Raw genomic sequence first — 24,608 nt, 5'->3', positions numbered from 1 at the left:
TCCATGACCGCACACACGGACCCCGGCACCGACCCGACCCGCCGTCCGGAACTCCTCGCATGGCTGCGCGAGCGCCGGGAGGCCTTCCCCGACTGGGCCGAAGACACCGGTCTCGCCGGACAGCTCGACGTCACCCCCGCATCCCTGGAGGCCCTGGACGCCCTGGTCCGGGAGACGGCCGGCGGCAGCGAGCAGATCACGGCCCAGCGGCTCTCGCCGTTCGTCCAGGGCGCGGTCTGGTACGTGGGCGAGGTGTTCTGCCGCCACAAGGGCATGGTGTGGAAGTACGAGCCGGACGCCGACTACGGCTACGTCCCGCTGTTCGACCCCGAGGACCGGCCCGGCGTCCTCGACACTCCGTGTGTCGGCCTCCCCGACGACGAACCGGGCAACGGCCTGTACCCGCTGAACATGCTGCGCCGCATCCTGATCGACGAGGACGAAGCGGGGAACCCGGTCGACGCGACCCTGACCACGATCTTCGAGAACCCGTACGAAGACGGTGACGGCGACGAGGACTGGGACGAGGACGATTAGGAGCAGTACGGGGGGGGACGGCGGCGGCCCGGTCGCCCCACCGCACCGCCCCTCCCTCTCCCTCACCCCGTGGGCAGGCGGTGCGGGGACGTCGGCCAGGCGTGCAGGTCGGTGGCGCGCAGCAGGGCGGTGCCGATCAGCAGGCCCCGGTACCCGGCGGTCAGCAGGCGGGTGGCCTTCTCCGGGGTGTCGATGGCGCTGGCGCTGACCGGGCAGGGGGTGCCCGAGGCCCGCAGCGCGGGCAGCAGGTCGAGACTGCGGCCGATGTCGCCCGCGTCCCGCTCGCGCGCGGTGATGTCCTTGTTGTTGACGGCGATCACGCATTCGGCGGCGTGCGGGACCATCTCCAGCTCCGCCTCCTCGGTGATCTCCACGAACGGGGTCAGCCCGCCGCGCAGTGCGGCCTCGACCAGGGAGCGCATGCTCGAAGCGGGCAGCAGCGCGGCGGTGAGCAGGACGGCCGAGGCTCCGAGTTCCCCGGCGGTGGCGATCTGGTCGCGTCGGGTGATGAAGTCCTTCTGGAGCAGGGGCAGTTCGGTGAGCCGGGCGACGTCCCTGAGCAGTTCGGGCGTGCCCGCGAACCAGCGGCCGGTCACCACCGAGATGCACGGTGCGCCCGCCGCCTCGTAGGCGGCGACGATGTCCGCGGGGGTGCGGCCCGCGATGAGATCGATGCCGTGGGCGTCCCGCCGCTTCACCTCCATGATCAGTGGGCGCTCGGCGGCCAGCAGGGCCTCGATGAAGCGGGCGGTCATGGGTGCCTTACCTTTCCGGTTCCTTCGGGTACGGGACGGGGTGCCGGGCGGTCCGCCAGGCGCGGGCCAGGGCGGTCACCGCGTCCGGGTCGAAACGGCCCCGCCCGTCACGGGCCGCGGTGTCCACGTCGATGCCTCGGAAGCGCGGGTGGTCCGCGACGGCCGCACAGTCGGTCCTGCTCCGCGGGGTGATGCCGCCGGCCAGCCAGAACGGCAGGGTGAACCGTTCGGCGAGGGCCAGCACATCGGGCGCGGCCAGCCGCAGCCCCGTGCTGCCGACCCGGCCGTCCCCGCTCGTCGCGTCCAGCAGGAACAGATCGGTGCCCGCCCGTTCGTACGCGCCGATCAGCGGGCGCTCCAGGCATCTGCCGTCGCGCATGTGCAGGACCTTGATCAGTACGGCGTCGGGCAACGCCGCGCGCAACGCCCTTACGACGGTGGGTGGTTGGCAGGCGTGCAGTTGCAGCCGACGCACCCCGGCGCGGCGCGCGGCACCGGCCAGGGCGTCGGGGTCGCCGAGGAAGGTGACCAGTACGGGTTCGAGTACGCCGGTGGCGCGGGCCGCCGCCGCGAGGGCGGTCAGCTCGCGCTCCGGCAGATCGGACCGGCCGCCGGGTATGCCGTGCCAGAGTCCGACACGGTCGGCACCGGCGGCCGCCAGTACCTCGATGTCCTGCGGGGCCGTGGCCCCGCAGACCTTGAGCACCGGTGCGGGTGCCTCGCTCATTTGCCCAGTCCCAGCATCGAGGCGATCCGGTTGTACTGGATCTCGTTGGTGCCCGAGTAGATCGTGCCGCCCACCGCGTTGCGGACGTCCTGTTCGAGCCCGTACTCGGTCATGTAGCCGTGTCCTCCGAAGATCTGGACGGCGGTGATGCTGCTGGCCAGATTGGATTCGCTGGTGAGCAGCTTGGCGATGGCCAGGTCCGTGGTGACGTCCTCGCCTGCGACGAGCCGTTCCGCGGTGTCGTAGAGCCACTTCCGTGCCGTCTCCAGGCCGATCTTGGTGTCGACGATCTTGTTGGCGATCGACTGGTACGAACCGATCGGTCTGCCGAAGGACTTGCGGGTCTTCGCGTACTCCACGATGCGTTCCAGGCGGTGTCGCATCTCGCCGGCGTTGACGATGAAGGAGAGCAGGATCTCCCGCTTCATCACGTGGTCGAGGACGATGAATCCGCCCCCCACCCGGCCGAGGACCCGGTCCCCGGGCACCCGGCACCCGTCGAAGTACAGCTCGCTCAGCGGCGAGGTGCGCAGACCCATCTTCTTGACGGGTTCGCCGACCGTCAGGCCCGGGGTGTCGCGGTCCACCAGGAACGCGGTGACCCCGAGCGCCCCGCCGTCGGGCCGGGTCCGGGCGTACACCACGAACACGTCGGCGACGGGGCCGTTGCTGACGAACGTCTTGCTTCCGGTCAGGACGAAATGATCGCCGTCCCGCTCCGCGCGCGTGGTCATCGCCATCGCGTCGGAGCCGCCTTCCGCCTCGGTGACGGCGTGGGCGCCGATCATCTCGCCGGAGCAGATCAGGGGCAGATACCTCTCTTTCTGTCCGGGGGTGCCGAACTTCTCCAGGGGTACGCCGGTGCTGGCCAGGGTGGTCGTCACCGAGAAGCTCAGGCCGGCGTCGCGGCAGTGCTCACCGAGCCCTTCGAGTACGTACATGGTGGTGAGGAGCGACTGTCCGAGGCCGCCGTACCGCTCCTCGAAGGGCAGGGCGAGGATGCCCGTCCTCTGCACGAGCTTCCACTTGTCCCAGGAGAACGTGGCCCGCTCGTCCTGTTCCAGGTGGTCGGCGCTGAGCGCCTCACCCCACCGTGCCAGGCCCTCCCGCAGGTCGACCTGGTCGGTGTTCCATCGGATCACTGGGAACCGCCTTCATCGGTGCGTGGCTTCAGTACGCGGAGGACACGTGCGCGTCGAGGCTGTGCACCTCGTCGCCCTGGAGCGCCGGGCTGAAGACGCAGACGAGCCGGAGGTCCTCGTGCGGGCTCGCGACCAGGTAGTGGGCGTCGTGCTTGTCGAGTGCGTACAGGACGCCGGGGGTGATCGGGTGCGAGGTGCCGTCGAGTTCGACCACCTCGCCGGAGCCCGCGATGCAGTAGCAGGATTCGAGGTGGTTGCGGTACTCCAGGCGGGATTTGGTGCCGGCCCGGACGACCGTGTCCGTGAGGGAGTAGCCGACGCCGTCCGAGGCCAGCAGGAAGCGGCGGCTCAGACCGTTGCCCCACTCGACGGTCTTCACGTTCTCGATGTCACGAATGATCATTGCTCAACTCCTGTTTCTGTCGGGTGCGGTGGCGTCGACGGCCTGCCGCACGGGCTGGACGGACCGGACGAAGTCGCAAAAGCCGGTGACCGGATCGCCGCCCCCGTCGAGGGCACGCTCGATCCGTTCGACACCGGCGGAGCCGATGATCACCGCATCGGCTCCGCAGGCGTGGACGGCCGCCACGTCGTCGCGGGTCCTGACCCCGAAGCCGACGGCTATCGGGGACGTCGTACGGGCCCGGAGCGCTGCGACGGTGCCGGCCAGCGCGGTGTGTCCCGCAGCGGGGGCGGTGCCGCTGCGTCCGTAGTGGGCCACGAGATAGAGGTAGGCGGAGGCCTGGGCCGCGGCCCGGTCCATGGTCGCCGCGGAGCTGTTCTGATAGCAGGTGGTCACGACGGGCAGTCCGGCGTCGCGGGCCGCCGCGTGGTACGTGGTGCTCAGCCGGGGCGGCAGTGCGTGGACGAGGAGTCCGTCCGCGCCGCTCGCGGCGATGTCGCGGGTGGCGTCCGCCAGGTCCCGGTGTCGGAGGGAGTGGCTCCAGTCGGTGAGCAGGGCGATGCGCAGCCGGTGCAGCCGGGGGCGTGCGCGGGCGATGAACGCCAGTACGTCCTCCAGGTCCGTGCCCCGGTCCAGGGCGCGGCGTGCGGAGCGCCGGACGACCGGCCCGTCGGTGACGGAGTCGGGGAAGGGGACGGCCAGTTCGAGGCAGTCGACGCCCTCCTCGTCGAGCATGAGGACGAGGTCCTCCAGGACGTCGAGGGGCGGGTCGCCCGCGTTGAGGAACAGGGCGAGGCCGGGGCCGGTGCGGTGGGCGTCGCGTACGAAGAAGTCAGCCACGGCTCGCTCCTGCCCCTGCCCCTGTTTTTGCTCCTGTTTTTGCTCCTGCCGGGGTGGTCCGGGCCCGCATCCGTTCCGCCAGTTCGCGGGCCGCACCGCCGGTGACGGCGCGTTCGGCGGCCGCGAGTGCGGGGCGCCAGCCGGTGCTGTGGCCGCTCGCCACCGCGAGCGCGGCGGCGTTGAGGCAGAGGGTCCGGGTGGTGGTGGCGGTGGTGTCACCGGAGAGCACGTCCAGGAAGTGGCCGGCCGCGGCGGTGGGGGCGACGGGGCGCAGGTCGTCGAGGGAGCCGTCCGGGGCGGTCAGTTCGCCCGCCTTCAGCAGGATCTCCCGGTCGGCGGGGTCGTTGGTGTGGATGGTGTTGTCGGTGAAGGGCAGGAGTTCGTCGGCTCCCTCGGGGTTCGCGGTCAGCCAGATCCGCCGGTCCGTCACTCGGTCCGCCAGGGCCCGCAGCGCGGTGTGGGGCATCGTGTGCGAGACGCCGGTGACCTGGGCCGTGGTGGGCAGGTCCGCGAGGAAGGGGCCGAGCGCGTTGAGGAAACGGCCGAAGGGTTTCATGCCGATCGGTGCGAGGGTGCGGGCCAGCCGGGTCAGTTCGGCCGGGTAGACGAAGGGTCCGGCGAAGGCGATCCCGTACTGTTCCAGGGCCCGTTCGGTCTGTCCGTACGAGGCGGTCGGCCGCACCCCGAGGCGTTCGAGCAGGTCGACCGAGCCGAGGCCGGAAGTGTAGGCGCGCGAGCCGGACTTGACGACCCGTACGCCCATGGCCGCCGCGACGAACGCGGACGCCGTGGAGATGTTGAAGGTCGCGGGGCCGCCGCCGGTGCCGACGACGTTGACGGTGCCGTGCCAGTGGCCGGGGGGTGCGGCGGGCCGGCGTTCGAGGAGGGATTCCCGCAGGGCGTGCAGGGTTTCGGGGCCGGGGAGCCGGGTGGTCAGTGAGGCCAGCAGGGCGACGGCCTGCTCCTTGTCCAGCGAGCCGTCGCCGAGCCGGTCCCACAGTGACCGCCAGGTCTCGCGCTCGGCCACCGGGCGCCGCGCGAGCAGCCCGGTGAGCGCGTCGTGCATGACTAACTTCCCACCTCCTGGCGGGAGTCCGCGATGAACGCGTCGATCGCCGCCACGCTGCGGAAGTTGTTGGGGTCGAGGTCGGTGTCGCCGACGGCGAGTTCGAAGTGGTCCTCGACCCAGGCGATCAGTTTCAGTACGCCGAGGCTGTCGATGACGCCGTCCGAGAGGAGGTCGTGGTCGTCGGCGAGCTCGTGGGCACCGAGATCGGGCAGGAATTCGTCGATGACGAACCTCTTGATGGTGGCGGTGTGACTCATGACGTCCTTCCTTCGTTCGGGACTGCTGGGCGCCGCTCGGCGGGACGGTCGAGCGCGTTGCGGTCGACCTTTCCCGTGGAGGTCTTGGGGAGGGGGTCGTCGGTGATCCGCAGGAGGGTGGGGACGGCCGCCCTGGGCAGGCCGCGGGCGCAGTGCTCCTTGAGCTGGAGGCTGTTGAGCCCGGTGCCGGGGGCGCGGCGGACCCCGGCGACGAGGGTGCGGCCGGTGAGGGGGTCGGGCCGGGCGACGACGCCCGCTTCGAGCACGGCGGGGTGGCGCAGCAGCACCTGTTCGATCTCGGCCGTGTTGACGGCGACACCGCGCACCTTGACCTGGAAGTCGGCGCGGCCGGTGAGGTGGAGCAGGCCGTCGGCGTCGCGGCGCACCAGGTCGCCGGTGCGGAACCAGGGGCGGTCGTCGAGGCCGAGCGGATGGCCGGTGAACTTGCCGCGGTGGCGGGTGGGGTCGAGGTAGCCGGGCGCCTGGAAGGGGGTGGAGACGTACAGTTCGCCGGAGCCGGGGCCCTCGACGGGTGTGCCGTGGTCGTCGAGGACGAGGGCCCGGACGCCGGGCAGCGGGAGGCCGAGGGGGACGGGCGGGAACGCGGTGGTGCCGGTGTCGACCTCGTGGATGAAGCTGTCGTTGGTCTCGGTGCACCCGTAGACGTTGTACAGCCGCGCGTTCGGGAAGAGCCGGGGCAGTTCGGCGAGGGTTCGGTCGGGCACGGCGTCGCCGGTGAACACGACGTGCCGTACGGAGGGCAGGGCGGTCCCGGTCCGGCGGGCGGCGTCGGCGAGCAGTCCGTACAGCATCGGCACGGCCTGGACGATGTCCACTTCGTGCCGGGCCACCAGGTCCAGGACGCGTCGGCCGTCGGCGGCGTTGGCCGGGTCGACGAGGACGACCCGGCCGCCGTGCGCGAGTGTCGTCCAGACGTCGAACAGGCACAGGTCGAAGTTGAGCGGTGCGTGGTTGAGGACGGTGGTGCCGGGTCCGATGCCGAAGGCCGGGCCGGCCCAGGCGGTGAACCGGTCCACGGCGTCACGGCCCAGCGGGACGATCTTGGGGAGTCCGGTGGAGCCGGAGGTGGTGAGCATGAAGGTGGTGGCGGCGGGCAGCGGGAACGGTTCGGCGGTGCCCGGCGGCAGGATGCGTTCCGGTTCGCCGCGGGGGGCGAGGACGTGCCGGCAGCCGGCCTGGGCGAACAGTTCGGCGAGCTGGGCGTCGGCGAGTGCCGGGGACGGCAGCAGGAAGGGCCGTTCGGCGAGCAGGCAGGCCAGGACGAGGGCGACGGTGGCTGGGGACTTGGGGGCGAGGATGCCGACGGGCTCGTCGGGGGCGAGGCGGAGGAGGGCGAGGCGTTCGCGTTCGCGGCCGGCCGTCTCGTACAGCGTGCGGTACGTCGTCTCCTCGCCGTGCTGGAGGAGTGCGGGGGCGTCGGGGCGCTCGCGGACGTGGGTGAGGAAGCCGGTGAGGAGTCCGGTGGCCGGGGGCCGCGGGGGTGTGTCAGTCATGGGGGCCGTCTCCTTCCGGTGCGGGGGCGACCTCGGCCCGGCCCGCCTTGACGGCGATTCCTCCGGAGGTGCGGCAGGTGAACCGCACGGCGGTGCGGTCGGCATCGGGCTGGAGGGTGATGTCGAGCGGTTCGCCCGGGAGGACGGGGGCGGAGAACCGGCCGCTGACGGCGCGGATCCGGGCGATGTCGCCGTGCGCGTACCGGTCGGCGATCTCCTCGCAGACCAGGGCGACGACGCTCATGCCGTGGGCGATGACGTTCTCGAATCCGGCGGCGCGGGCGGTGGCGGTGTCGAGGTGGAGGGGGTTGAGGTCGCCGGAGGCGTGGGCGTAGGCGCGGATGTCGTCCGGGGCCAGTTCGTGGGCGGCCGTGACCGGTTCGCCGGGCGGGCCGGAGGGTGCCGGGGCGTTCCCCCGGGGGATCTCGCCGAACGGCTCGATGCCGTGCGCGCCCACGAGGAGGGCGCCGGTGACCAGTTCGGCGAATTCGGTGCCGTCGGGGCCGGTGAGCCGGGTGCGTACGGCGACCCGGGTGCCGCGCGGCTCGCTCCGGGCGCCGATCACGTCGAGTGCGATGCCGACGCTCTCGCCGGGCCGTACCGGCCGCCGCAGCCGGATGTCCTGCCCGAGGTGGACGACCGATGCCTCCTGTCCCGCGATCAGTGACCGCACGGTGCGGTCGGCCACCGCGTGGGCGAGTACGAAGGCGTGCACGGGCGACGCCTGGTCGTTCGCGGCCGGGGGAAGTCCGACGCGGGCGGCGGCCCGGTAGGCGGCGACCTCCTCGGCGGTGACGGTGCATTCGGCAGTGGCGGTGGCAGTGTGTTCGGCGGGGCGCGGGGGCTCTGCGGCGGTGGTGGCGGGGCGCGGGGGCCGGGCCGTCGTCGTCATGCGGGCACCACCACCAGCGAGGCGTTGTGGCCGCCGAAGCCGAAGGAGTTCGACAGGGCGGGGCCCGAGACGATGGGGCGGGGGTGTTCGTGGACCACGTCGATGTCCATTCCTGGTTCGAGGCGTTCGTGGTTGGCGGTGGGCGGCACCTCGCGGGCCCGCATCGCCAGCACGGCCGCGATCGTTTCGACGGCGCCCGCGGCGCCGATCAGATGGCCGATGACGCCCTTGGGGGCGGTGACCGGGGGGCCCGCGGTGCCGAACACCTTCGTCAGGGCGGCGGCTTCGGCCCGGTCGTTGTGCGGGGTCGACGTGCCGTGGGCGTTGATGTGGGCGATGTCGGACGGGACGAGGCCCGCTTCGGCGAGGGCGGCGGCCATCGCCCCGGCCGCGCCCGCACCGTCCGGCAGCGGCATCGACAGATGGTGGGCGTCGGAGGTGGCGCCGTACCCGGCGACCTCGGCGTACGCTCGCGCGCCGCGCGCACGGGCGTCGTCGGCCCGTTCCAGGACGACGAAGCCGGCCCCCTCCCCCATCACGAACCCGTCACGGTCGGCGTCGAACGGCCGCGACGCCCGGTCCGGCTCGTCGTTGCGCAGCGAGACGGCGTTCAGATTGCCGAAGCCGGCCAGGGTGACCGGGGTCAGGGTGGACTCGCAGCCGCCCGCGACGACCATGTCGGCCCGGTGGGTCCGCAGCAGCAGCACCGCCTGGCCGATGGCGTCGGCGCCACTGGCGCAGGTGGTGGCGATGGTGGTGGCGGGCCCCGTCCAGCCCAGTCGCATCGCGATCTGCGCGGCGGCCGCGTTGGGCATGGTCATCAGCGGCATCAGCGGGTTGACCCGGTGGGGGCCGTCCGCGGTGAACAGTGCGGACTCCCGGTCGCTGGTGGCCCGTCCGCCGACCGCGTTGCCGACGACGACCGCGGTACGGCCCGGCTCCGGGGCCGGGGAACCGGCGTCCCGGTGGGCCGCCAGTGCGGCGCTCGTCCCGTACAGCGCGAACGGGTCCATCCGGCGGGCGTCCTTCGCGGGCACCAGGTTCATGGCGTCGAGCCCGCGGACCCGGCAACCGATGCGCACCCGGTGGCGGGTCAGGTCGAGGTGGGTGAGCCCGGCCGCTGTGGACCGGCCGGCGCGCAGTGCGGCCCACAGCTCGTCGGGGGTGCAGCCGGCGGGGGTGACCACGCCGATGCCGGTGATCACGACCGCTGGTCCGGTGGAGGTCGCCATGGGGGTACGTCCTATCGGGCGGGGAGGATGCCGCACTCTCGGGCGGACTTGAGGAAGACCTCGGCGGCGAAGTCGATGTCGGCCTCCGTGTGGCGGGCCGTGACGGCGATGCGGAGCCGGGCGAGGTCGTTGGGGACGGCCGGGGTGACCACGGGCAGTCCGATGACGCCGTTGCGGCGGCAGGCGGTGGCGAGGTCGTACGCCGCTTCGTCCGAGCCCGCGATCAGCGGCAGGACCGCGGTCTCGCTGTCCTGGGTGCGCAGCCCCTCGGCGTTGATGATGCCGCGCAGCCGCTCGGACTGGTGCTGGATGTGCGCGACCCGTTCCGGTTCGCGCTGCAGGATGCGCAGCGATTCCAGGGCGGCGGCGGTCTGGGCGGGGCCGAGGGCGGCGGAGAACAGGAACGGCCGTGCCGCGTACCGCAGATGGCCGATCAGCCGCTCGGGTCCGGCGACCCAGCCGCCCATGGAGGGGATGGCCTTGGAGAGCGTACCGAGCTTGATGTCGACCTCGACGCCGCGGTCGAAGTGTTCCTCGATGCCGCGTCCGGTGGCGCCGATGACGCCGAGCGCGTGTGCCTCGTCGACCATCAGGAGGGCGTTGTGTTCGTCGCACACCTTGCGCAGTTCGGGCAGCGGGGCGATGTCGCCGTCCATGGAGTAGACGCTGTCGACGACGACGAGGCGTACGCCGTCGGGTCCGGCGGCACGCAGCCTCCGGTCGAGGTGGTCGACGTCGTTGTGGCGGAAGCGGGTGACGGTGGCGCCGGAGAGGCGGCAGCCGTCGACGATCGAGGCGTGGTCGTACTTGTCGATGAAGACGGTGTCGCCCGCGCCGACGAGGCCGCCGACGGTGCCGACGTTGGCCGCGTAGCCGGAGCCGAAGACCATGGCCGTCTCGCGCTCGGCGAACCTGGCGACCTCGGCCTCCAGTTCCTCGTGCAGCGGGATGGAACCGGCCAGTGCGCGCACGCCGTGGTTGCCGGTCCCGTAGAGGTCGACGGCGGCCTTGGCGGCGGCGACGACGCGTTCGTCGCCGGCGAGTCCGAGGTAGCTGTATCCGGACATCATCAGCAGTCGGCGTCCGTCGAGGTCGGCGTAGGCGCTGTCGCGTTCGACGGTGTAGGCGACGAAGCTGTTGCGGCGTTCGGGCTTCGATTCGAGCGCCTGCACCCGCCGCCGGGTGGCCGCCAGCTTCGGTTCGAGGCGATCCCATGCTCCGGGTGCGTTCACGTGCGTCTCCTCTTCCACGACTTCGTGCGGCTTCTTTTCCTTGTGCCAACGCGACGTCATTTCTAGGGGGTGACCGCAAGACGCGCGCAATACGGGCACGGGGCCCTCGAATTTCTTTTGCGGAGAGCTCGAATGACGAATCGTCAAATACCGGAAGGGACGGTTCCGACTATTCGCACCGGTATGTTTACAGCCACGGTTGAACAGGTTGACTAACCGCCGGTACGGTCGAATGCACGGGAAAGAGAATGTAAAAGGGGTGACGATCATGTGATCGTTCCCGAAATGGTCCACGATCCATTCCGTGCCGCACCCACGCGCTTTCGGCCAGGGGAGCCGCCGATGTCTTGGGGAGCCAGATTTGCTGATCAGACTCGTAGGACTCGTCACCATCGAGCACGACGGAACTCCGCCCCAGCACCTGTCCAGCGCCCAGGCCCAGGTGGCCTTCGCCCGGCTCGTCCTGGAACGCTCCTCGGGGACCGGTCGCGACCAGCTCGCCGACACCGTGTGGCCGGACGGGCTGCCCGACACCTGGGCATCGGCCCTGCGCAGCGTCGTCAGCCGGGTCCGCGCCTATGTCAGCGATCCGCACCAGAGGCCGGGCGGGACACCACTGGTCGCCCACAGCGGCCGCTATCTGTTGCGCCTGCCCGACGACACGGCCGTGGACCTGGAGGCGGCCGACACGGCGGTCACCGAGGCGCAGGACGCGTTCGCGGAGCGCGCCTACGCCGTGGCGCAGCAGCTCGCTTCCGGGGCGGTGTCCAATCTGCGCGGCTCGTTCCTGCCGGCGCACGACGGCGAGTGGGTGAGCACCATCCGAGAACGAGTGGATGAACTGCGCCTGAATGCACTGGAGTTGGCGAGCCTCTCTGCTTCGGCCCTGGGCGACGAGCACCACGGGGTGCGGTACGCGGACGAGGCGGTGCGCCGCGCCCCGTTCCGGGAGAGCGCCTATCGCTGCCAAATGGCGGCGTACGCATCGGCCGGCAACCGGGCGGACGCGCTGCGCGCGTACCAGCAGCTGCGCGAGGTGCTCGCCGAGGAGCTCGGCATCGACCCGGCGGCCGAGACCCAGGCGGCGTACCTGAACCTGTTACGGGCCGTCGGCCCCACCCTCCAAACCCGCCGCCCCCGCCCGGCCCGTCGCTCCAGCACTCTGGACCCGGTCCTGATGGGCGCGTTCGAGGCCCTGCCCCCGCCGAGGTAGGCGCGAGTGCCCCGGCGGGGAGGGCCCCGCCGGGGGCGTACGGTGAACCCTGTCGGGGAGGGCGCGACAGGCCCCGCCGAAAGCGCGCGACGACCCCATCGGTCCCCGACTCCCGTTCCCCCGCGGCCAGACCCGCCGTCCGCCGGCTGCCACGAGGCCTGCTTCGTCCGAACCGGGCTGGGCCGGGCTCCGGGCCGGCCCGGACAACCGCGTAATCGGGCTGCGCGGCCGGCCGGGCGGCCCGAGGATCTGCCCATGACCACGACGACTGCGTCCCTGCTGCCGATGCCCTCCGCCGCCGTTGCGGGGCCGGGCCGACAGCAGCCCGGCCGTCCGGGGAGGCCGACTCCGCGCCGCACGTGAGCGCGGCCCTGGTCGCCGGGCTCCTGGCCGGTTATGGCATCGCCATGCCGGTGGGAGCGGTCGCGACCTGTCTCGTGGCCCTCACCGCGCGGACGTCGTTGCGGGTCGGTGCCTGTGCCGCTCTGGGCGTCGCGACCGCCGACGGCCTGTACGCGCTGATCTCGATGGCCGGAGGCTCGGCGCTCGCACCCCTCGTCGAGTCGATCGCGCCGCCCCTGCGCCAGGTCTCGGCCGTGGTGCTTCTCGCGCCGGCGGCGGAGCCCTGCTCGGCCGTGTGCTGACGGGTCCTCACGGCCGGTTGTCCACCGCCCTGGTGTCCAGTGCGGTGATCGTCGGGCTCGCCGTCCATCTGCTGGTCTCCCAGCCGTGATCGACGAGCCGACGCGCCCCGCCCGGCTCCACCGTGCGCCGGAAGGGGCGTTCGGTCACGCCACCCGGAGCGGAAGGGCCTCAGACGTCGAGCACGACGTCCGTGACCGGCACCGCCCGGCATGTCAGCACCCGGTCGTCGGGCAGGTCCTCGGCCGGGGCCACCAGGTGGGCGACCTGTCCGCTCAGGACGGTGACGGCGCAGCTCTCGCACTGTCCCAGGCGGCAGCCGTTCGGCAGCTTCAGCCCTGCCTTCTCGCCGAGTTCGAGCAGTGTGCCGTCCGCCCGGGTCCAGGTCAGTTCGCGTTCCGAGCGGGCGAAGCGCACGGTCGCGGTGGCGTCCGCCGGGAGCTCGACGCTCCGCGTGGCGACCTGGAACCTCTCGGCGAAGACGTCGAAGCCCGGCACTCCACGCGCCTTCAGTCCGGCGGTGACGTCATCGATCATCTCCTGGGGCCCGCACAGGTAGAAGCGGGCGCGGCGGCGGATCAGTTCCTCGTCGATCCCGTCGGCGGTGATCCGGCCGCGGACCGAGTAGTGCACGCCCTCCACGTCCTCGGCCTCCGGGCGGCTGTAGTGGTCGATCACCGTCAACTGCGGTATCGCTCCGGCAAGTTCCCGCAGCCGGTCCGCGAACGCGTGGGTCCTGTGGTTGCGGTTGCCGTAGTGCAGGACCACCTCGGGTACCGAACCGCCGGTGGCCGCGAGCGTTTCGAGGTGGCCGAGGAAGGGTGTGATGCCGACGCCGGCCGCGAGCAGCACCACCGGCTGGTCGTGGTCGACCGGGATGGCGAACAGGCCGGAAGGAGCGGTCACCCGTACCCGGGTCCCGGCGGTGAGGCCGCGGTGCACGAGCGGGGAGAACGCGCCGCCCTCGATCCGTCGGACGGCCAGCCGGTACGTCGTGAGGTCGTCGCCCCGGGCCACGCCGGTCAGTGAGTACGCCCGGGTGATGTCGGGGGCATCGGTGTCGGCGACGGTGATGTGCTGACCGGGGCGGAACTCCGGCAGCGGGCCGCCGTCGGCCGGACGGAGCAGCAACTCCCGTACGTCCTCGGTCGCTTCGTCGGTCGATTCGACGACGAACTCGCGCGGGCCGGACCATGTTCCGGTCGGTACGGGGCGGATGTCGCAGGCCGTCGAGCGCAGTGGCACCGAACCGCTGATCGGGTCGTGCGCGGTGTCGCCGACGAGCAGGTTGTAGTTCTGTCCGCCGTCGGCCAGCGGGTCCGATCCGGGCAGTGCCAGGTCGGGGGTGCTCTGCCACCACCCGTACTCGGCGACCACCGTGTCGGGGTGCAGGCCGGGATCCACCCGGGCGCGCATCCGCACGGTGGCGTCGCGTGTCGTGATCTCCACCAGGTCACCGTCGGTGATGCCCCGGTCCGCGGCGATCTGTTCGCCGATCTCGACGAGGGGTTCGGGTGAGCGCCTGCGCAGTGACGACAGTCCGCGGTGCTGGCTGTGGCAGAAGTACCCGTTCTTGGCGCAGCTCAGGGTCAGCGGGAAGTCGGGGTCGGTGGGCGCGCCGTCGGATTCGGGCACCGGGGAGTAGCCGTGGTCGAGCAGCCGTTGCGAGTACAGCTCCACCCGCCCGGTCGGGGTGGCGAATCCGGTGACCCGCCCGTCGGGCATGGTCTCGGCGTACTTCCGGTACCGCATCGGCAGCGGCAGGTCCAGGCCGCCGGGAACCGCGCGCAGGTCGTCCACGGTGAGGCCGAGGGGTTCGAGCTGATGGTTCCAGGCCGCCTGTATGTCCCCGTCGAAGAACTCGTCCCCGAGGCCGAGGCGGCAGGCGAGGTCGAAGACGATGTCGAGGTCGGAGCGGGATTCGCCGAGCGGGTCGAGCATGCGGGGGCGCAGTTGCACGCGTTGCTGGGCGCGCCGGGAGATCTCGAAGCCCGCGCGCAGTCCTTCCCGTTCCCAGGGGGTGTTGGCGGGCAGCAGGATGTCGGCGAACCGGGAGGTGGGGTTCTCGAACAGGTCGATGTGCACGCCGAATTCGAGCTGTCGCAGGGCCTCGGCGGTGCGTATCGGGTCGGGCTGCGACAGCAGCAGGTTGCCGCCGAAGGAGACCAGGGCGCGTACGCGGTACGGGTCCCCTTCGGTGATCGCCCTGCACAGGGTCCGTGCGGAGATCCAGCCGGACGCCGGGGGGCCGAGGGGGTGTTCGGCGAGGCCCAGCGCCTTCGCCGCCTGTTCGGGCGCGGGCGGCAGGGACACCTTGGCGGTCGGTTGCTGCGGCAGGACGACGTTCCCGCCGGGGGCGTCGTGGCAGCCGGTGAGCGCGTACAGGGTGGCGATGGCACGTTCGGTCTGCGTCGCGTCGACGTGCTGGCCGACTCCGGTCCATGTTCCGTAGCTGACGGCGCGCGAGGTGGCCAGGTCGTCGGCGAACGCGATGAGCGTGTCGGTGTCCACCCCGGTCACCGACGACGTGCGTTCCAGCGGCCAGGCCGCCGCGGCGTCGAGGTAGTGCTGGAACGCCGGTCGGCAGGTGACCGTTCCGGAGCGGGTGCGGACCCGGTGGGTGCCGCGCAGGGCGAATCGCTGCGGGGCGGGGGCGGCCCGGGTGGTGTCGTAGGGCTCGGGCCGGCCGCCGTGCTCGTCCCACACCACGTGGCCGACGCCGTCGGGGGTCAGTTCGTCGGCCCTCAGGAAGCGGCCGTCGTCGTCGCGCACCAGCAGCGGCCCGTTGGTCCAGGCCCGCAGGAACTCCTGGTCGCCGCCGTGGCGGCGCAGCACGAGGTCGGCCAGTCCGAGGGCGAGGGCGCCGTCGGTGCCCGGTCGTACCCGCAGCCAGTGGTCGGCCTGCATCGCGGCGGCCGTCCGGCGCGGGTCGACGACGGCGAGGCGGGCTCCCCGTGCGCGTGCCTCGGCCAGGGCCGCCGACCGGGAGAGCCAGGTCTTGGCGGGATTGTGCCCCCACATCACGGTCAGGTCGGTGTGCGGGAAGTCGGGTGCCGGCTGGGCGCTGCCGAAGGTGAAGGCGTGGGCGAAGTCCTTGTGCCAGTTGCAGATCTCGGTCGAGTAGCAGATGTTCGGGCTGCCGTAGAGGTGGACGAACCGCTCCACCCATTCGAGGGCGTCGCTCATCGGCGTGCCGCTGGGCGAGGTCACCGAGAAGGCGACGGACTCCGGCCCCGTGGTGTCGCGGAATTCCGCGAGCCGGGCGCCGATCTCCGTCATCGCCTCCTCCCAGCCGATCTCCCGCCACTTGGGATCGGGGTCGGTCCGCGGTGTGGTGCGGCGCAGCGGCCGGGTGAGACGGGCCGGGCTGTGCACGAGTTCGGGTGCCGCCCGCCCCTTGGGGCACAGCGCCGCGCCCGTGGGGTGGTCCGGGTCCGGGCGCACGCCGACCATGGCTCCCGATTCAATGGTGTAGATCGCGCCGCAGCGTGACTTGCAGAGGGTGCAGTAGCCACGTGCCTCGGTCATCGTCCGCTGTCTCCCCTTGTTGTGGTCGGGCATCGGGATCCGTGTGCCGGAATGGTACGGAGGGGTCGGTTCGGGTCGTCCGGGGCCGGGAACGGAAACGGGCCCGGTCGGCTCCCCCATACTTCTGGATACCCTGATGGGGTATTCAGAAGTACACCCCCTGGGGGTAACACCGCAAGCCTCTGATCACGGCTCGACCGATGAGGAAGGGGCGGAGGGGGATGTTTCAGCCAACCCTGGATACCACCCAGGGGTATGTAGACTGAATCGGGGAACATAACCCCCCGTCCGTATAAGCAGGGAGCTCGCCGCATGTCCGAAGTCACGGAACGAACGCAAGCACCGAAACTCCGCTCGGCCATTGCCGCCGCGGTCACGTCCCGGGCCGGGCGGGCCGTTCTCCAATGCCTTGCCGCCTGTGCGCTGCAGGCCCTCCAGAACCGGGGGACGGCGTGCGGCTGCACCCGGCCGAAGTAGAGCGACGGAAGGCGCCCCGATGAGCACCGGGACGGACACCGCCGTCGCGGACTCGATGCACACCTTTCCCAAGACCTCCCCTCCGTCGACGACGGTCGGGCAGGCGCGGGAGCTCTTCGAAAACGACAAGGTGCACGCCCTGCTGGTGGTCGACGACGGCGTGCTGATCGCGGTCGTCGAGCGGCCCGACCTGGTGGGCCGGGGCGACCACGAGCCGGTCGCCCCGGCGGGACGGCTCGGCGACCGGGTGGTCGCGCCGTCCGCCGGGCTGCACGAGACATGGGACGCGATGGTCGCCGCGGGGCGCCGGAGGCTCGCCGTCGCCACCGAGGGCGACCGGCTGGTCGGCCTGCTCTGTCTGAAGAGCTCGGGGCTCGGCTTCTGCTCCGACGCCGGTGTACGGGCGCGGGCCGAGGAACGCGCGGCCGGGGCACGGGGCCGATGAGGCCGATGGCGTCCACCGGGGCCGCCCACGCGCAGGCGCCCGGCCGGGAGAGTCCGGCCGGGCGCCTGCGTGAACCACTCGGGGCCGGCAGAGCCGGCCGTGTGCCGCGACGGTCCCCGGACGCCACCGGGGCCCGGCCCCCTTCCCCGCGTACGGGGTCAGGTGATGGAGACCCCGCTGTCGATGCTGACGACCTGCCCCGTCATGCAGTCCTGGTCGAGGAACAGGCCGACGCTGCGGGCCACTTCCTCCACCGTCACGAAGCGCGGTACGGGGGCCTTCTCCTCCATGCTCTCCTTCACCCGGTCGGGCAGGCTCTCCGTCATGCCCGTGATCATGAACCCCGGGGACAGGGCGTTGACGGTGACTCCGCGCCGGCCGCACTCGGCGGCCAGGGTGCGGGTGAAGCCGATCAGGCCCGCCTTCGACGCGGAGTACGCCGTCTGGCCCGCGGTCGCGATCAGACCGGACGGCGACACCACGTTGACGACCCTCCCCCACCGCTGCCGCAGCATGTGCGGGACGGCCGCCCGCGCGGTGTGGAACGAACCGATCAGGTTCGTTCGGATCACCTGGGTCCAGTCCGCCGGCGACTGCATCGCCATCAGCGCGTCCTTGCGGATCGCACCGTTGTTGACGAGTACGTCCACGGGGCCGAGCCGCTCCTCGATCTCCCGGTACATCGCGGTGACGGCCTCGTACGAGCCGACGTCGCCGGTGACCACGACCGAGTCGTTCGTCAGCTTGTCCCGTACGGCCCGTGCCCGCTCCTCGGAGCTGTTGTAGTGGACCGCGACCCGGCAGCCGAGGGCGTCCAGCTCGATCGCCAGGGCCTGGCCGAGCCCGCCGGACGCGCCCGTGACCAGGGCGACCGGCTGCTTCGGCCGGGTTCCCGCCGGCTTTGCGCTCACCTGTCTCCTCCGCCCCACTCCAGGAGGACCGATCCCCAGGTCATGCCCGCGCCGAAGCCGGCCAGCAGCACCAGGTCGCCGTCCTCGATCCGGCCCTCGTCCAGGGCTTCGGCCAGCGCGATGGGAATCGACGCGGACGCCGTGTTCCCGTACTTGTGCAGATTGGTGACCAGGGCCTCCGTGCGCAGACCGGTGTGGCCGAGGATGGAGTTGATGATCCTGATGTTGGCCTGGTGCGGGATGACGTGGGCCACGTCGGCCGCCTCGACCTTCGCCTCCTTCAGGGTCTCCCGCACCGTGCGCACCGTGTAGCGCACGGCGTTGAGGTAGATCTCGTTGCCGTTGATCTGCGCGTAGTGCAGGCCCTGGCGGACGGTCTCCTCGGTGGTGGGCATCCGGCTGCCGCCCGCCAGTACCTTGAGGCTGCCGGTGCAGCTGCCGTCGGCGCCCAGGTTCCAGGCCAGGACCCGGTCCCGGTCCGCCGGCTGGAGCACCACGGCGCCCGCGCCGTCGCCGACGAGGATCGACAGGTCCCGGTCGGCCGGGTTGGCGGTCAGGGTGTGCGTGTCGGAGCCGATCAGCAGGATGGGCCGGGGGTCGATCTTGATCAGCGCCATGGCCTGGACCAGTCCGTACACGAACCCCGCGCACTCGGAGTTGACGTCGTGCGCGCTGCCGGCGATGCCGAGTTCGTGGTGGACGAACGCGGAGGTGGCCGGGGAGGGCTGCTCGGGGGTGGCGGTGGCGACGATCAGATGCGCGATGTCGCCGCCGCTCAGCCCGGCCTTCTCCAGGGCTCGCCGGCCGGCCTCGACAGCCAGGGAGGCGGTCGTCTGCCCCGGCCCGACGGCCCGGCGCTCACGGATGCCGCACCGGCTGACGATCCAGTGCTCGTCGACGCCGAAGCGCTGCGCCAACTCCTTGCTGGAGACGACGCGTTCGGGTACGGACATGCCCCACCCGGTGATGTCGAAGCCGTTCACGGGCGGCCCCGCTCAGGCCCGCGCCGGCACGAGCGCGAGAATGCGCTCGTGGACGACGCGCAGGGTGGTCGTGTCGTCGATGTCGGCGAACAGCGACTCGTCGGCGGGGATGTCCGGGTACCTGTTCTGGAACCCGTACAGCCACTCCATCAGGTCCAGCGAGTCCACGTCCGCGATGTGCTGGAGCGGGTGGTCCGGGTCGACCTTCTCGGCGCCCGAAACGGCTTCGAGCTGGCTCGCCAGTTCTTCAATGGTGGGCATGGACATGGTGTGCGGTCCTTTCTCGCAGGGCTCGGTCGTTCGGAAGGAATCGAATCCCGGCCCACGCAACGCGTGCGCAACACGGGATTCCGGCGACCGTCTTGCACATCTGTTGCGAGCGACCCGCTTTTCTCGTCTGCGACATCCGCACGCCGGACAGGAGTTGACGAAGAATGACGACGGTCGCAGACAGGTCGGTCCCCGAGGTCGACGCGATCAGGCACCACTACGAGGTGAGCAACGACTTCTACCGCCTCCTGCTGGGCCCGACCATGATGTATTCCGGTGGGTACTGGGAGGAGGGCGAGGGCCTGACCGAGGCCCTCGACGAGGCCCAGGAGCGCAAGCTCGACACGTTCGTCGAACTCGCGGGGGCCGCGGGCGCCCGCCGGGTGCTGGACGTGGGCTGCGGCTGGGGCACCATGCTCAACCGGCTGACCACCGTGCACGGCGTGGAGCAGGCCGTCGGCCTCACCCTCAGCCGCACCCAGGAACAGTTCGTCGCCGGCCTGGACAACCCCAGGATCACCACCCGGGTCGAGTCGTGGGAGGACCACGTCACCGACGACCCGTACGACGCGGCGTTCTGCATCAACGCGCTGGAGCACTTCGTCTCCTCCACGCTGCCGCCGCGCGAACGCACCAGGAAGTACCGGGTGTTCTTCAACAAGGTGGGCGCGGCGCTGAAGCCGGGGGCCCGGTTCGTGCTGCACACCATGACCGCCGAGGCCCTGCCGATGAACCGGCAGCTGCTCGACGACCTGAAGTTCCTCCAGCGCTCCGAGTTCGAGAACTGCCACATCCCGCACCTGCACGAGCTGACGCAGGCCGCCGAGGGGCTCTTCGACGTCGTCGAGATCGTCAACGAGCGCGAGTCGTTCGCCGTCGCCTGCCGTGCCTGGCTGGAGCTGCTGGCCGCCCGCCGGGACGAGGCCGTCGCCCTGGAGGGCGAGGAGGTCGTGGCCCGCTTCGAGCGCTACCTGGACATCTTCGCCTACACGCTGGAAGACAAGTTCTTCAACAACTTCCGCGTCACCATCGCGCGACGCTGAGGAGGCCGACGTGACGAGCATTCTCGAACCCGCGCGCGACGACGGCGCCGCCGCACCCGCCACCCCCCGGACGGGCGGCGGCGGTCCCACCCGGCATCTGCGGGTCGCCGTGATCGGCAGCGGCTTCTCCGGACTGGGCATGGCGATCCGCCTGCTGCGCGAGGGGACCGACGACTTCCTGGTCTTCGAACGCGCCGACGAGGTGGGCGGGACCTGGCGGGACAACACCTACCCGGGCGCCGCCTGCGACGTGATGTCCCATCTGTACTCCTTCTCGTTCGCGCAGAACCCGGGGTGGAAGTCCACCTTCGGCAAGCAGGAGGAACTGTTCGCCTATCTGCGGGACGTGGCCGACCGGTTCGGGGTCCGCCCCCACATCCGCTTCGGCCACGAGCTGCTCTCCGCCCGCTGGGACGAACCGACCCGCCGCTGGTACATCGAGACCTCGCAGGGCGACTACACCGCCCAGGTGCTGGTCTCGGGCACCGGCTACCTCTCCGAGGCGGCGTACCCGGACATCCCCGGGCTCGACGACTTCGAGGGCACGGTGTTCCACTCCTCGCGCTGGAACCACGACCACGACCTGAGGGGCCGCGACGTCGCCGTCATCGGCACGGGTGCCTCCGCCATCCAGTTCGTCCCGAAGATCCAGCCCGAGGTGGGGCGGCTCGACCTCTACCAGCGCACCCCGCCGTGGATCGGCCCGAAGGACGACAAACCGACCAGTGCGTTGCAGTCGAAGCTGCTGCACAAGGTGCCCGGCTACCAGAACTTCCGGCGCAACTTCAACATGTGGGGCCGCGAGGTCCTGGCCTTCGTCATGAAGCGGCCCAAGGTCGCCGGGAAGATGCAGAAGATGGCCAGTGACCACCTGGTCAAGTCCGTCCCGGACGAGGCGCTGCGCGCCCGGCTCACGCCCGACTACGTCATGGCGTGCAAGCGGCTGCTGTTCTCCAACACCTGGTACCCGGCGATCCAGCAGCCCAACGTCGAGCTGGTCACCGACGCGATCACCGAGGTGCGCGCCAAGTCGGTCGTCACGGCCGACGGCACCGAACGCGTCGTCGACACGATCGTCCTCGGTACCGGCTTCAAGGCCACCGACCGCCCGGTCGCCGGGCGCATCACGGGCCGCGACGGCCGACTGCTGCGCGACGTGTGGCGCGAGCACGGCATGACGGCGCACCGCGGCACGACGGTCGCCGGTTTCCCCAATCTGTTCCTGCTGCTCGGACCCAACACCACCCTGGGGCACTCCTCCCAGGTCGTGATGATCGAGGCGCAGATCGGTTACGTCCTGGACGCCCTGAGGCACATGGAGCGGCGCGACCTGGCCAGTGTCGAGGTCCGCGAGGAGGCCCAGCGGGCCTGGAACGACGAGGTGCAGGGGCGCCTCGACGGGACCGTGTGGAACGCCGGGAACTGCCGGAGCTGGTACCTCGACGAGCACGGGCGCAACCCGTCGATCTGGCCCACGTACACCTGGCGGTTCCGCCGCCGCACCCGCCGCTTCGACCTGGCCGAGTACCGGCTCGCCACCTCCGTCGGGGCCGGCAGACCGAGCCTTGACCACGCATAGCCGAAGGAGAGGAACGCAGATGAACACCACGCTCTCGCGGCGCCAGGTGCTGGGCGGCATCACGGCCGCGGTCGTCGGATGGAGCGCCGCGAGCCAGTCGTGGGCCACCGCGGCCGAGGTGTCCGGCGGCGCGTCCGTGGCGCCGGTCCCCGCCCTGGACGGCACGCTGACCACCTCGGCGGCGGACCTGGAGCGCTTCCGCCAGGACTTCGGACGGCTGAAGGGCTCGGCCCCCTGGGCGGTGCTGCGCCCCGGCTCCGACCGGGACGTCGCCAGAATGGTCTGCTACGCCCGGACGAACAACCTGAAGCTCGCGGTGAACGGGCAGGGCGGCACCGGGACCGACCAGGAGTCGCACTCGGTCTACGGCCAGGCGTCCGTACCCGCGGGCGGCATCTCCGTCGACGCCCGCTCCAGGTCGAGGATCATCAGCATCGACTCGACCGGTGCGGTGGTGGAGGCGGGCGTCACCTGGGGCCAACTGACGGACGCCGCACTGAAGTCGGGCCTGACCCCGCCCGCCCTGCCCGACTACATGCACCTGTCGATCGGCGGGACGCTGTCGATCGGCGGCATCGGCGGCACCGTGCAGAAGTACGGCCTGCTGTGCGACACGGTCCAGTCACTGGACGTCGTGACCGGCAACGGCGACCTGCTCACCGTGTCCCCGTCGTCCTGCGCCGACCTGTTCGACTCGGTGCTGTCGGGCGGCGGGCAGACCGCGATCATCCTGCGCGCCCGGCTGCGGCTGGTGCCCGCCCCCGAACGGTCGGTGGTCTTCAGCCTCTTCTACGACGACCTGGCGACGTATCTCGCGGACAGCGAGAAGGTGATGGCGGAGAACCGCTTCCACGTCCAGGCGGGCGAGACGCTGCGCAGGCCCGACGACTCGGGCTGGCGCTACAAGATGGAGGTCGCCGCCAACTACTCGGGCAGCGCCGTCCCGGACCGGGCGAAGCTGCTGTCGGGGCTGCGCGACAGCCGCGCCGAGGCGGTGGTCGAGGACCTCGGCTACCGGGACTACATGTTCCGGCTCGACGGCTACGAGGCGTACCTCAAGGAGAGCGGCCACTGGTACCAGCCCAAGCCCTGGCTGAGCCTGTTCCTGCCCGCCTCGAAGACCAGGGCGTTCATGGAGATCGTGGAGAAGGAGCTGACCGCGGCCGACCTCGGCGGCGGGTTCCTGCTCTTCTACCCGTACTACACGCGCAAGGTGACCCGGCCGCTCGCGGTGCAGCCGGACGAGCCGGTCGGCTACCTCTTCGACCTGCTGCGGTTCCCCGACCCGGGCGAGACCGGCATCCGGGCGATGCTGGACCAGAACCGCCGGCTGTACGACAAGGCGGTGGCGATGGGCGGCAAGCGGTACCTGGTCGGTGCGGTGCCGGGGATGACGACGGCCGACTGGAAGGCGCACTTCGGGGCCCGCTGGGACGGTTTCTGCCGGGCGAAGCGGCGCTACGACCCGTCGAACGTCCTCACCCCGGGTCAGGGTTTCTTCGGCGGAGAGGCAGGCTGATGACGAGCTACGACCTGATCGACGAGGCGGTCGTCGACGCACCCGGGGAGGCCGTCTGGGACGCGCTGCTCGCCGAGTTCCGCGGCGGGGGACGCTGGTGGGTGCCGGCCAACACCTTCGCGGTCTCGTCCGGCGCGCCGGACGTGGTGGGCGGCGAGGTCGCGGTCACGGTGCACACCAAGGGCGTCGACAAGGGCGGGCCCAAGCTGCGGTTCACCGCGCGCACGACCGCGGTGGAGCCGGGGCGGCGGCTGTCGGTGGAGTACGTCGACGGGGTCTTCCGGGGAGTGGGCGACTTCGTGCTCGACCCGGTGGACGACGGCGCCCGGACCCGGATCGGCATGCACTTCCGGGGCCGCCCGCACGGCTGGCTGAGGGTGCTCGCCAAGGTCGCCGACATCGGGGCGGAGCATTCGAGGGCGACGAGCGCGGCGTTCGTGTCGCTGAACCGGGTCCTGGCGAAGGAGCGGGGGTGAGCGCGGTCGCGACCGTGCCGGTCGCGGAGACGGCGGTGTACACGAGCGACGGGGCCCTGCTCGCGCTCACCGTCCTGGCGCCCCTGGGTCCCCCGTCGGGCGCCACCGTGATCCTGTCCCACGGCTGGGCGGCGTCCCGGCGGGTGTGGGGCACGGTGGCGGACCGGCTGATCCGGGAGGGCCACCGGGTCGTGCTGTACGACCAGCGCGGGCACGGTGCTTCGGTGCCGGGCCGCGAGCCGTTCGGCATCGCCCGGCTCGGCGAGGACCTGGGCGCCGTCGTCGACCGGGTGGAAGCCCCCGACGCGGTGGTCGTGGGCCACTCCGGCGGCGGCTTCGCGGCCCTGTCGTACGTCTCGTCGGGGGCGCGTGCGCTGAAGGGCCTGGTGCTGCTGGGCACGGCGGCGCACGACCAGGACACCCCGGACGGCGAGGTGCGGATGATGGGCAGCGCGCTGTTCTCCCGGGCGCTGTCCCGGCCGGCGCTGGGCCGCAGGCTGCTGGGGCATACGATGGGCAAGCGGGCCGATCCGCGGGCCATGGAGGTCAACCGGCAGATGTTCGTGGCCACTTCGCCCCGGGTGCGGGCGGACGCGTTCCGCTCCTCGCGCGGCATGGACCTGCGCGAGGCGCTCGGGAGCGTACGGGTGCCGGCGGTCGTGCTGGCGGGCGCGGCCGACCGGGTGATCGCCCCGGCGCTGGGCCGCGCGGTGGCGGACGCCCTGCCGGAGGCCCGGTTCGAGGAGCTGGGTTCCGTGGGGCACATGCTGCCCCTGGAGGCTCCGGAGGCGGTCGTGCGGGCGGTGCGGGAACTGCTGTGAGCGGGCCCGCACCGCGGGCGCCGGATCGTGGCCCCTCCCACGCCCCGGCGCCCGCGCGTCCGTTCCCCGTCCGGAAGCCGTCGGCCGTGATCCGCCGGACA

25 protein-coding genes are annotated in these 24,608 nt (G+C 71.8%); 9 read left to right on the top strand and 16 right to left on the bottom strand.

From position 1 onward, the window contains the following. Nucleotides 1-3 precede the first annotated feature (3 nt). Nucleotides 4-537: a hypothetical protein gene (locus ACWCXX_RS21230; RefSeq protein WP_451129417.1), complete on the top strand. Its 534-nt coding sequence runs from the start codon at nucleotides 4-6 to the stop codon at nucleotides 535-537. Between the two features lie 62 nt (nucleotides 538-599). Here the strand turns inward: ACWCXX_RS21230 and ACWCXX_RS21225 are convergent, their stop codons facing one another. The 11 genes from ACWCXX_RS21225 to ACWCXX_RS21175 are packed head-to-tail and all read right to left on the bottom strand — an operon-like array spanning nucleotide 600 to nucleotide 10,600. Then, on the bottom strand, nucleotides 600-1,292 hold the full coding sequence (locus ACWCXX_RS21225) for an indole-3-glycerol-phosphate synthase (RefSeq protein WP_451129415.1): 693 nt from the start codon (nucleotides 1,290-1,292) through the stop codon (nucleotides 600-602). Between the two features lie 7 nt (nucleotides 1,293-1,299). Further along, entirely contained in the window at nucleotides 1,300-2,019 is a 720-nt protein-coding gene (gene trpF / locus ACWCXX_RS21220) for a phosphoribosylanthranilate isomerase (protein WP_451129413.1), read from the bottom strand. After that, nucleotides 2,016-3,161, bottom strand: a complete 1,146-nt coding sequence (locus ACWCXX_RS21215; RefSeq protein WP_451129411.1) for an acyl-CoA dehydrogenase family protein — start codon at nucleotides 3,159-3,161, stop codon at nucleotides 2,016-2,018. Before ACWCXX_RS21215 ends, trpF begins: the two co-directional genes overlap by 4 nt. Nucleotides 3,162-3,189: 28 nt before the next feature. After that, a complete protein-coding gene (locus ACWCXX_RS21210; RefSeq protein ID WP_451129409.1) occupies nucleotides 3,190-3,564 on the bottom strand; it encodes an ectoine synthase in 375 nt (124 codons plus the stop codon). Between the two features lie 3 nt (nucleotides 3,565-3,567). After that, nucleotides 3,568-4,404, bottom strand: coding sequence for a tryptophan synthase subunit alpha (gene trpA, locus ACWCXX_RS21205; RefSeq protein WP_451129407.1), 837 nt, complete (start codon nucleotides 4,402-4,404; stop codon nucleotides 3,568-3,570). Further along, entirely contained in the window at nucleotides 4,397-5,470 is a 1,074-nt protein-coding gene (locus tag ACWCXX_RS21200; RefSeq protein ID WP_451129405.1) for an anthranilate phosphoribosyltransferase, read from the bottom strand. The genes trpA and ACWCXX_RS21200 overlap by 8 nt, the downstream gene beginning before the upstream one ends. Before the next feature lie 2 nt (nucleotides 5,471-5,472). Continuing rightward, complete coding sequence (locus tag ACWCXX_RS21195) at nucleotides 5,473-5,730, bottom strand: phosphopantetheine-binding protein (RefSeq protein ID WP_451129404.1); 258 nt, start codon at nucleotides 5,728-5,730, stop codon at nucleotides 5,473-5,475. Continuing rightward, entirely contained in the window at nucleotides 5,727-7,244 is a 1,518-nt protein-coding gene (locus tag ACWCXX_RS21190; protein ID WP_451129402.1) for an AMP-binding protein, read from the bottom strand. Before ACWCXX_RS21190 ends, ACWCXX_RS21195 begins: the two co-directional genes overlap by 4 nt. Next, on the bottom strand, nucleotides 7,237-8,136 hold the full coding sequence (locus ACWCXX_RS21185) for a MaoC family dehydratase (RefSeq protein ID WP_451129400.1): 900 nt from the start codon (nucleotides 8,134-8,136) through the stop codon (nucleotides 7,237-7,239). Before ACWCXX_RS21185 ends, ACWCXX_RS21190 begins: the two co-directional genes overlap by 8 nt. Beyond that, entirely contained in the window at nucleotides 8,133-9,368 is a 1,236-nt protein-coding gene (locus tag ACWCXX_RS21180; RefSeq protein WP_451129398.1) for a beta-ketoacyl-[acyl-carrier-protein] synthase family protein, read from the bottom strand. The genes ACWCXX_RS21185 and ACWCXX_RS21180 overlap by 4 nt, the downstream gene beginning before the upstream one ends. Nucleotides 9,369-9,379: 11 nt before the next feature. Next, nucleotides 9,380-10,600, bottom strand: a complete 1,221-nt coding sequence (locus ACWCXX_RS21175) for an aminotransferase class I/II-fold pyridoxal phosphate-dependent enzyme (protein ID WP_451129396.1) — start codon at nucleotides 10,598-10,600, stop codon at nucleotides 9,380-9,382. A 361-nt stretch (nucleotides 10,601-10,961) separates the two neighbouring features. Here ACWCXX_RS21175 and ACWCXX_RS21170 point away from each other — a divergent pair, with 361 nt between their 5' ends. Beyond that, the gene (locus ACWCXX_RS21170) at nucleotides 10,962-11,813 is read left to right on the top strand and encodes an AfsR/SARP family transcriptional regulator (RefSeq protein ID WP_451129394.1); all 852 of its coding nucleotides are present in this window, start codon (nucleotides 10,962-10,964) and stop codon (nucleotides 11,811-11,813) included. Nucleotides 11,814-12,172: 359 nt separating this feature from the next. Beyond that, a complete protein-coding gene (locus tag ACWCXX_RS21165; protein WP_451129392.1) occupies nucleotides 12,173-12,457 on the top strand; it encodes a hypothetical protein in 285 nt (94 codons plus the stop codon). A 7-nt stretch (nucleotides 12,458-12,464) separates the two neighbouring features. On the opposite strand, the gene ACWCXX_RS21160 is transcribed toward ACWCXX_RS21165, so the two are convergent. Then, complete coding sequence (locus ACWCXX_RS21160) at nucleotides 12,465-12,605, bottom strand: hypothetical protein (protein ID WP_451129390.1); 141 nt, start codon at nucleotides 12,603-12,605, stop codon at nucleotides 12,465-12,467. A 21-nt stretch (nucleotides 12,606-12,626) separates the two neighbouring features. Then, entirely contained in the window at nucleotides 12,627-15,983 is a 3,357-nt protein-coding gene (locus tag ACWCXX_RS21155) for a molybdopterin-dependent oxidoreductase (RefSeq protein ID WP_451129388.1), read from the bottom strand. Nucleotides 15,984-16,479: 496 nt separating this feature from the next. Here ACWCXX_RS21155 and ACWCXX_RS21150 point away from each other — a divergent pair, with 496 nt between their 5' ends. Beyond that, on the top strand, nucleotides 16,480-16,905 hold the full coding sequence (locus ACWCXX_RS21150; RefSeq protein ID WP_451129386.1) for a CBS domain-containing protein: 426 nt from the start codon (nucleotides 16,480-16,482) through the stop codon (nucleotides 16,903-16,905). A 158-nt stretch (nucleotides 16,906-17,063) separates the two neighbouring features. Here ACWCXX_RS21150 and ACWCXX_RS21145 read toward each other — a convergent pair whose 3' ends face one another. The 3 genes from ACWCXX_RS21145 to ACWCXX_RS21135 are packed head-to-tail and all read right to left on the bottom strand — an operon-like array spanning nucleotide 17,064 to nucleotide 19,060. Further along, nucleotides 17,064-17,816 (bottom strand): SDR family NAD(P)-dependent oxidoreductase, encoded by a 753-nt coding sequence (locus ACWCXX_RS21145; RefSeq protein ID WP_451129384.1) that lies wholly within the window; start codon nucleotides 17,814-17,816, stop codon nucleotides 17,064-17,066. Beyond that, nucleotides 17,813-18,799 (bottom strand): 3-oxoacyl-ACP synthase III family protein, encoded by a 987-nt coding sequence (locus tag ACWCXX_RS21140; protein ID WP_451129382.1) that lies wholly within the window; start codon nucleotides 18,797-18,799, stop codon nucleotides 17,813-17,815. Before ACWCXX_RS21140 ends, ACWCXX_RS21145 begins: the two co-directional genes overlap by 4 nt. Before the next feature lie 12 nt (nucleotides 18,800-18,811). Continuing rightward, on the bottom strand, nucleotides 18,812-19,060 hold the full coding sequence (locus ACWCXX_RS21135) for a hypothetical protein (protein ID WP_389003765.1): 249 nt from the start codon (nucleotides 19,058-19,060) through the stop codon (nucleotides 18,812-18,814). A 173-nt stretch (nucleotides 19,061-19,233) separates the two neighbouring features. Between ACWCXX_RS21135 and ACWCXX_RS21130 the strand changes: the two genes are divergently transcribed. Genes ACWCXX_RS21130 through ACWCXX_RS21110 form a run of 5 tightly spaced genes read left to right on the top strand, consistent with a single transcriptional unit; the run spans nucleotide 19,234 to nucleotide 24,507 of the window. After that, nucleotides 19,234-20,112 carry a class I SAM-dependent methyltransferase gene (locus ACWCXX_RS21130; RefSeq protein WP_451129380.1) on the top strand — a complete coding sequence of 293 codons (879 nt, stop codon included), beginning with the start codon at nucleotides 19,234-19,236 and terminating at the stop codon, nucleotides 20,110-20,112. A gap of 10 nt (nucleotides 20,113-20,122) precedes the next feature. Continuing rightward, nucleotides 20,123-21,691, top strand: a complete 1,569-nt coding sequence (locus ACWCXX_RS21125) for a flavin-containing monooxygenase (RefSeq protein WP_451129378.1) — start codon at nucleotides 20,123-20,125, stop codon at nucleotides 21,689-21,691. Nucleotides 21,692-21,710: 19 nt separating this feature from the next. After that, nucleotides 21,711-23,210: an FAD-binding protein gene (locus tag ACWCXX_RS21120; protein WP_451129376.1), complete on the top strand. Its 1,500-nt coding sequence runs from the start codon at nucleotides 21,711-21,713 to the stop codon at nucleotides 23,208-23,210. Then, nucleotides 23,210-23,686, top strand: coding sequence for an SRPBCC family protein (locus ACWCXX_RS21115; protein ID WP_451129374.1), 477 nt, complete (start codon nucleotides 23,210-23,212; stop codon nucleotides 23,684-23,686). The genes ACWCXX_RS21120 and ACWCXX_RS21115 overlap by 1 nt, the downstream gene beginning before the upstream one ends. Next, nucleotides 23,683-24,507 (top strand): alpha/beta fold hydrolase, encoded by an 825-nt coding sequence (locus ACWCXX_RS21110; protein ID WP_451129372.1) that lies wholly within the window; start codon nucleotides 23,683-23,685, stop codon nucleotides 24,505-24,507. The genes ACWCXX_RS21115 and ACWCXX_RS21110 overlap by 4 nt, the downstream gene beginning before the upstream one ends. The last annotated feature ends 101 nt before the right edge of the window (nucleotides 24,508-24,608 follow it).

It is taken from the genome of Streptomyces sp. NPDC001732, assembly GCF_053596315.1.
The sequence above is the reverse complement of the archived record's forward strand: the minus strand, read 5'-3'. Positions and strand labels throughout refer to the sequence as shown.

Bases quoted from the DNA above. Each gene is read 5' to 3' on its own strand.
- ACWCXX_RS21190 (WP_451129402.1), bottom strand. From the start codon at position 7,244: ATGACTGACACACCCCCGCGGCCCCCGGCCACCGGACTCCTCACCGGC.
- ACWCXX_RS21155 (WP_451129388.1), bottom strand. From the start codon at position 15,983: ATGACCGAGGCACGTGGCTACTGCACCCTCTGCAAGTCACGCTGCGGC.
- ACWCXX_RS21135 (WP_389003765.1), bottom strand. From the start codon at position 19,060: ATGCCCACCATTGAAGAACTGGCGAGCCAGCTCGAAGCCGTTTCGGGC.
- ACWCXX_RS21115 (WP_451129374.1), top strand. From the start codon at position 23,210: ATGACGAGCTACGACCTGATCGACGAGGCGGTCGTCGACGCACCCGGG.
- trpF (WP_451129413.1), bottom strand. From the start codon at position 2,019: ATGAGCGAGGCACCCGCACCGGTGCTCAAGGTCTGCGGGGCCACGGCC.
- ACWCXX_RS21180 (WP_451129398.1), bottom strand. From the start codon at position 9,368: ATGGCGACCTCCACCGGACCAGCGGTCGTGATCACCGGCATCGGCGTG.
- ACWCXX_RS21120 (WP_451129376.1), top strand. From the start codon at position 21,711: ATGAACACCACGCTCTCGCGGCGCCAGGTGCTGGGCGGCATCACGGCC.
- ACWCXX_RS21130 (WP_451129380.1), top strand. From the start codon at position 19,234: ATGACGACGGTCGCAGACAGGTCGGTCCCCGAGGTCGACGCGATCAGG.
- ACWCXX_RS21225 (WP_451129415.1), bottom strand. From the start codon at position 1,292: ATGACCGCCCGCTTCATCGAGGCCCTGCTGGCCGCCGAGCGCCCACTG.
- ACWCXX_RS21200 (WP_451129405.1), bottom strand. From the start codon at position 5,470: ATGCACGACGCGCTCACCGGGCTGCTCGCGCGGCGCCCGGTGGCCGAG.
- ACWCXX_RS21195 (WP_451129404.1), bottom strand. From the start codon at position 5,730: ATGAGTCACACCGCCACCATCAAGAGGTTCGTCATCGACGAATTCCTG.
- ACWCXX_RS21230 (WP_451129417.1), top strand. From the start codon at position 4: ATGACCGCACACACGGACCCCGGCACCGACCCGACCCGCCGTCCGGAA.
- ACWCXX_RS21185 (WP_451129400.1), bottom strand. From the start codon at position 8,136: ATGACGACGACGGCCCGGCCCCCGCGCCCCGCCACCACCGCCGCAGAG.
- ACWCXX_RS21210 (WP_451129409.1), bottom strand. From the start codon at position 3,564: ATGATCATTCGTGACATCGAGAACGTGAAGACCGTCGAGTGGGGCAAC.
- ACWCXX_RS21150 (WP_451129386.1), top strand. From the start codon at position 16,480: ATGAGCACCGGGACGGACACCGCCGTCGCGGACTCGATGCACACCTTT.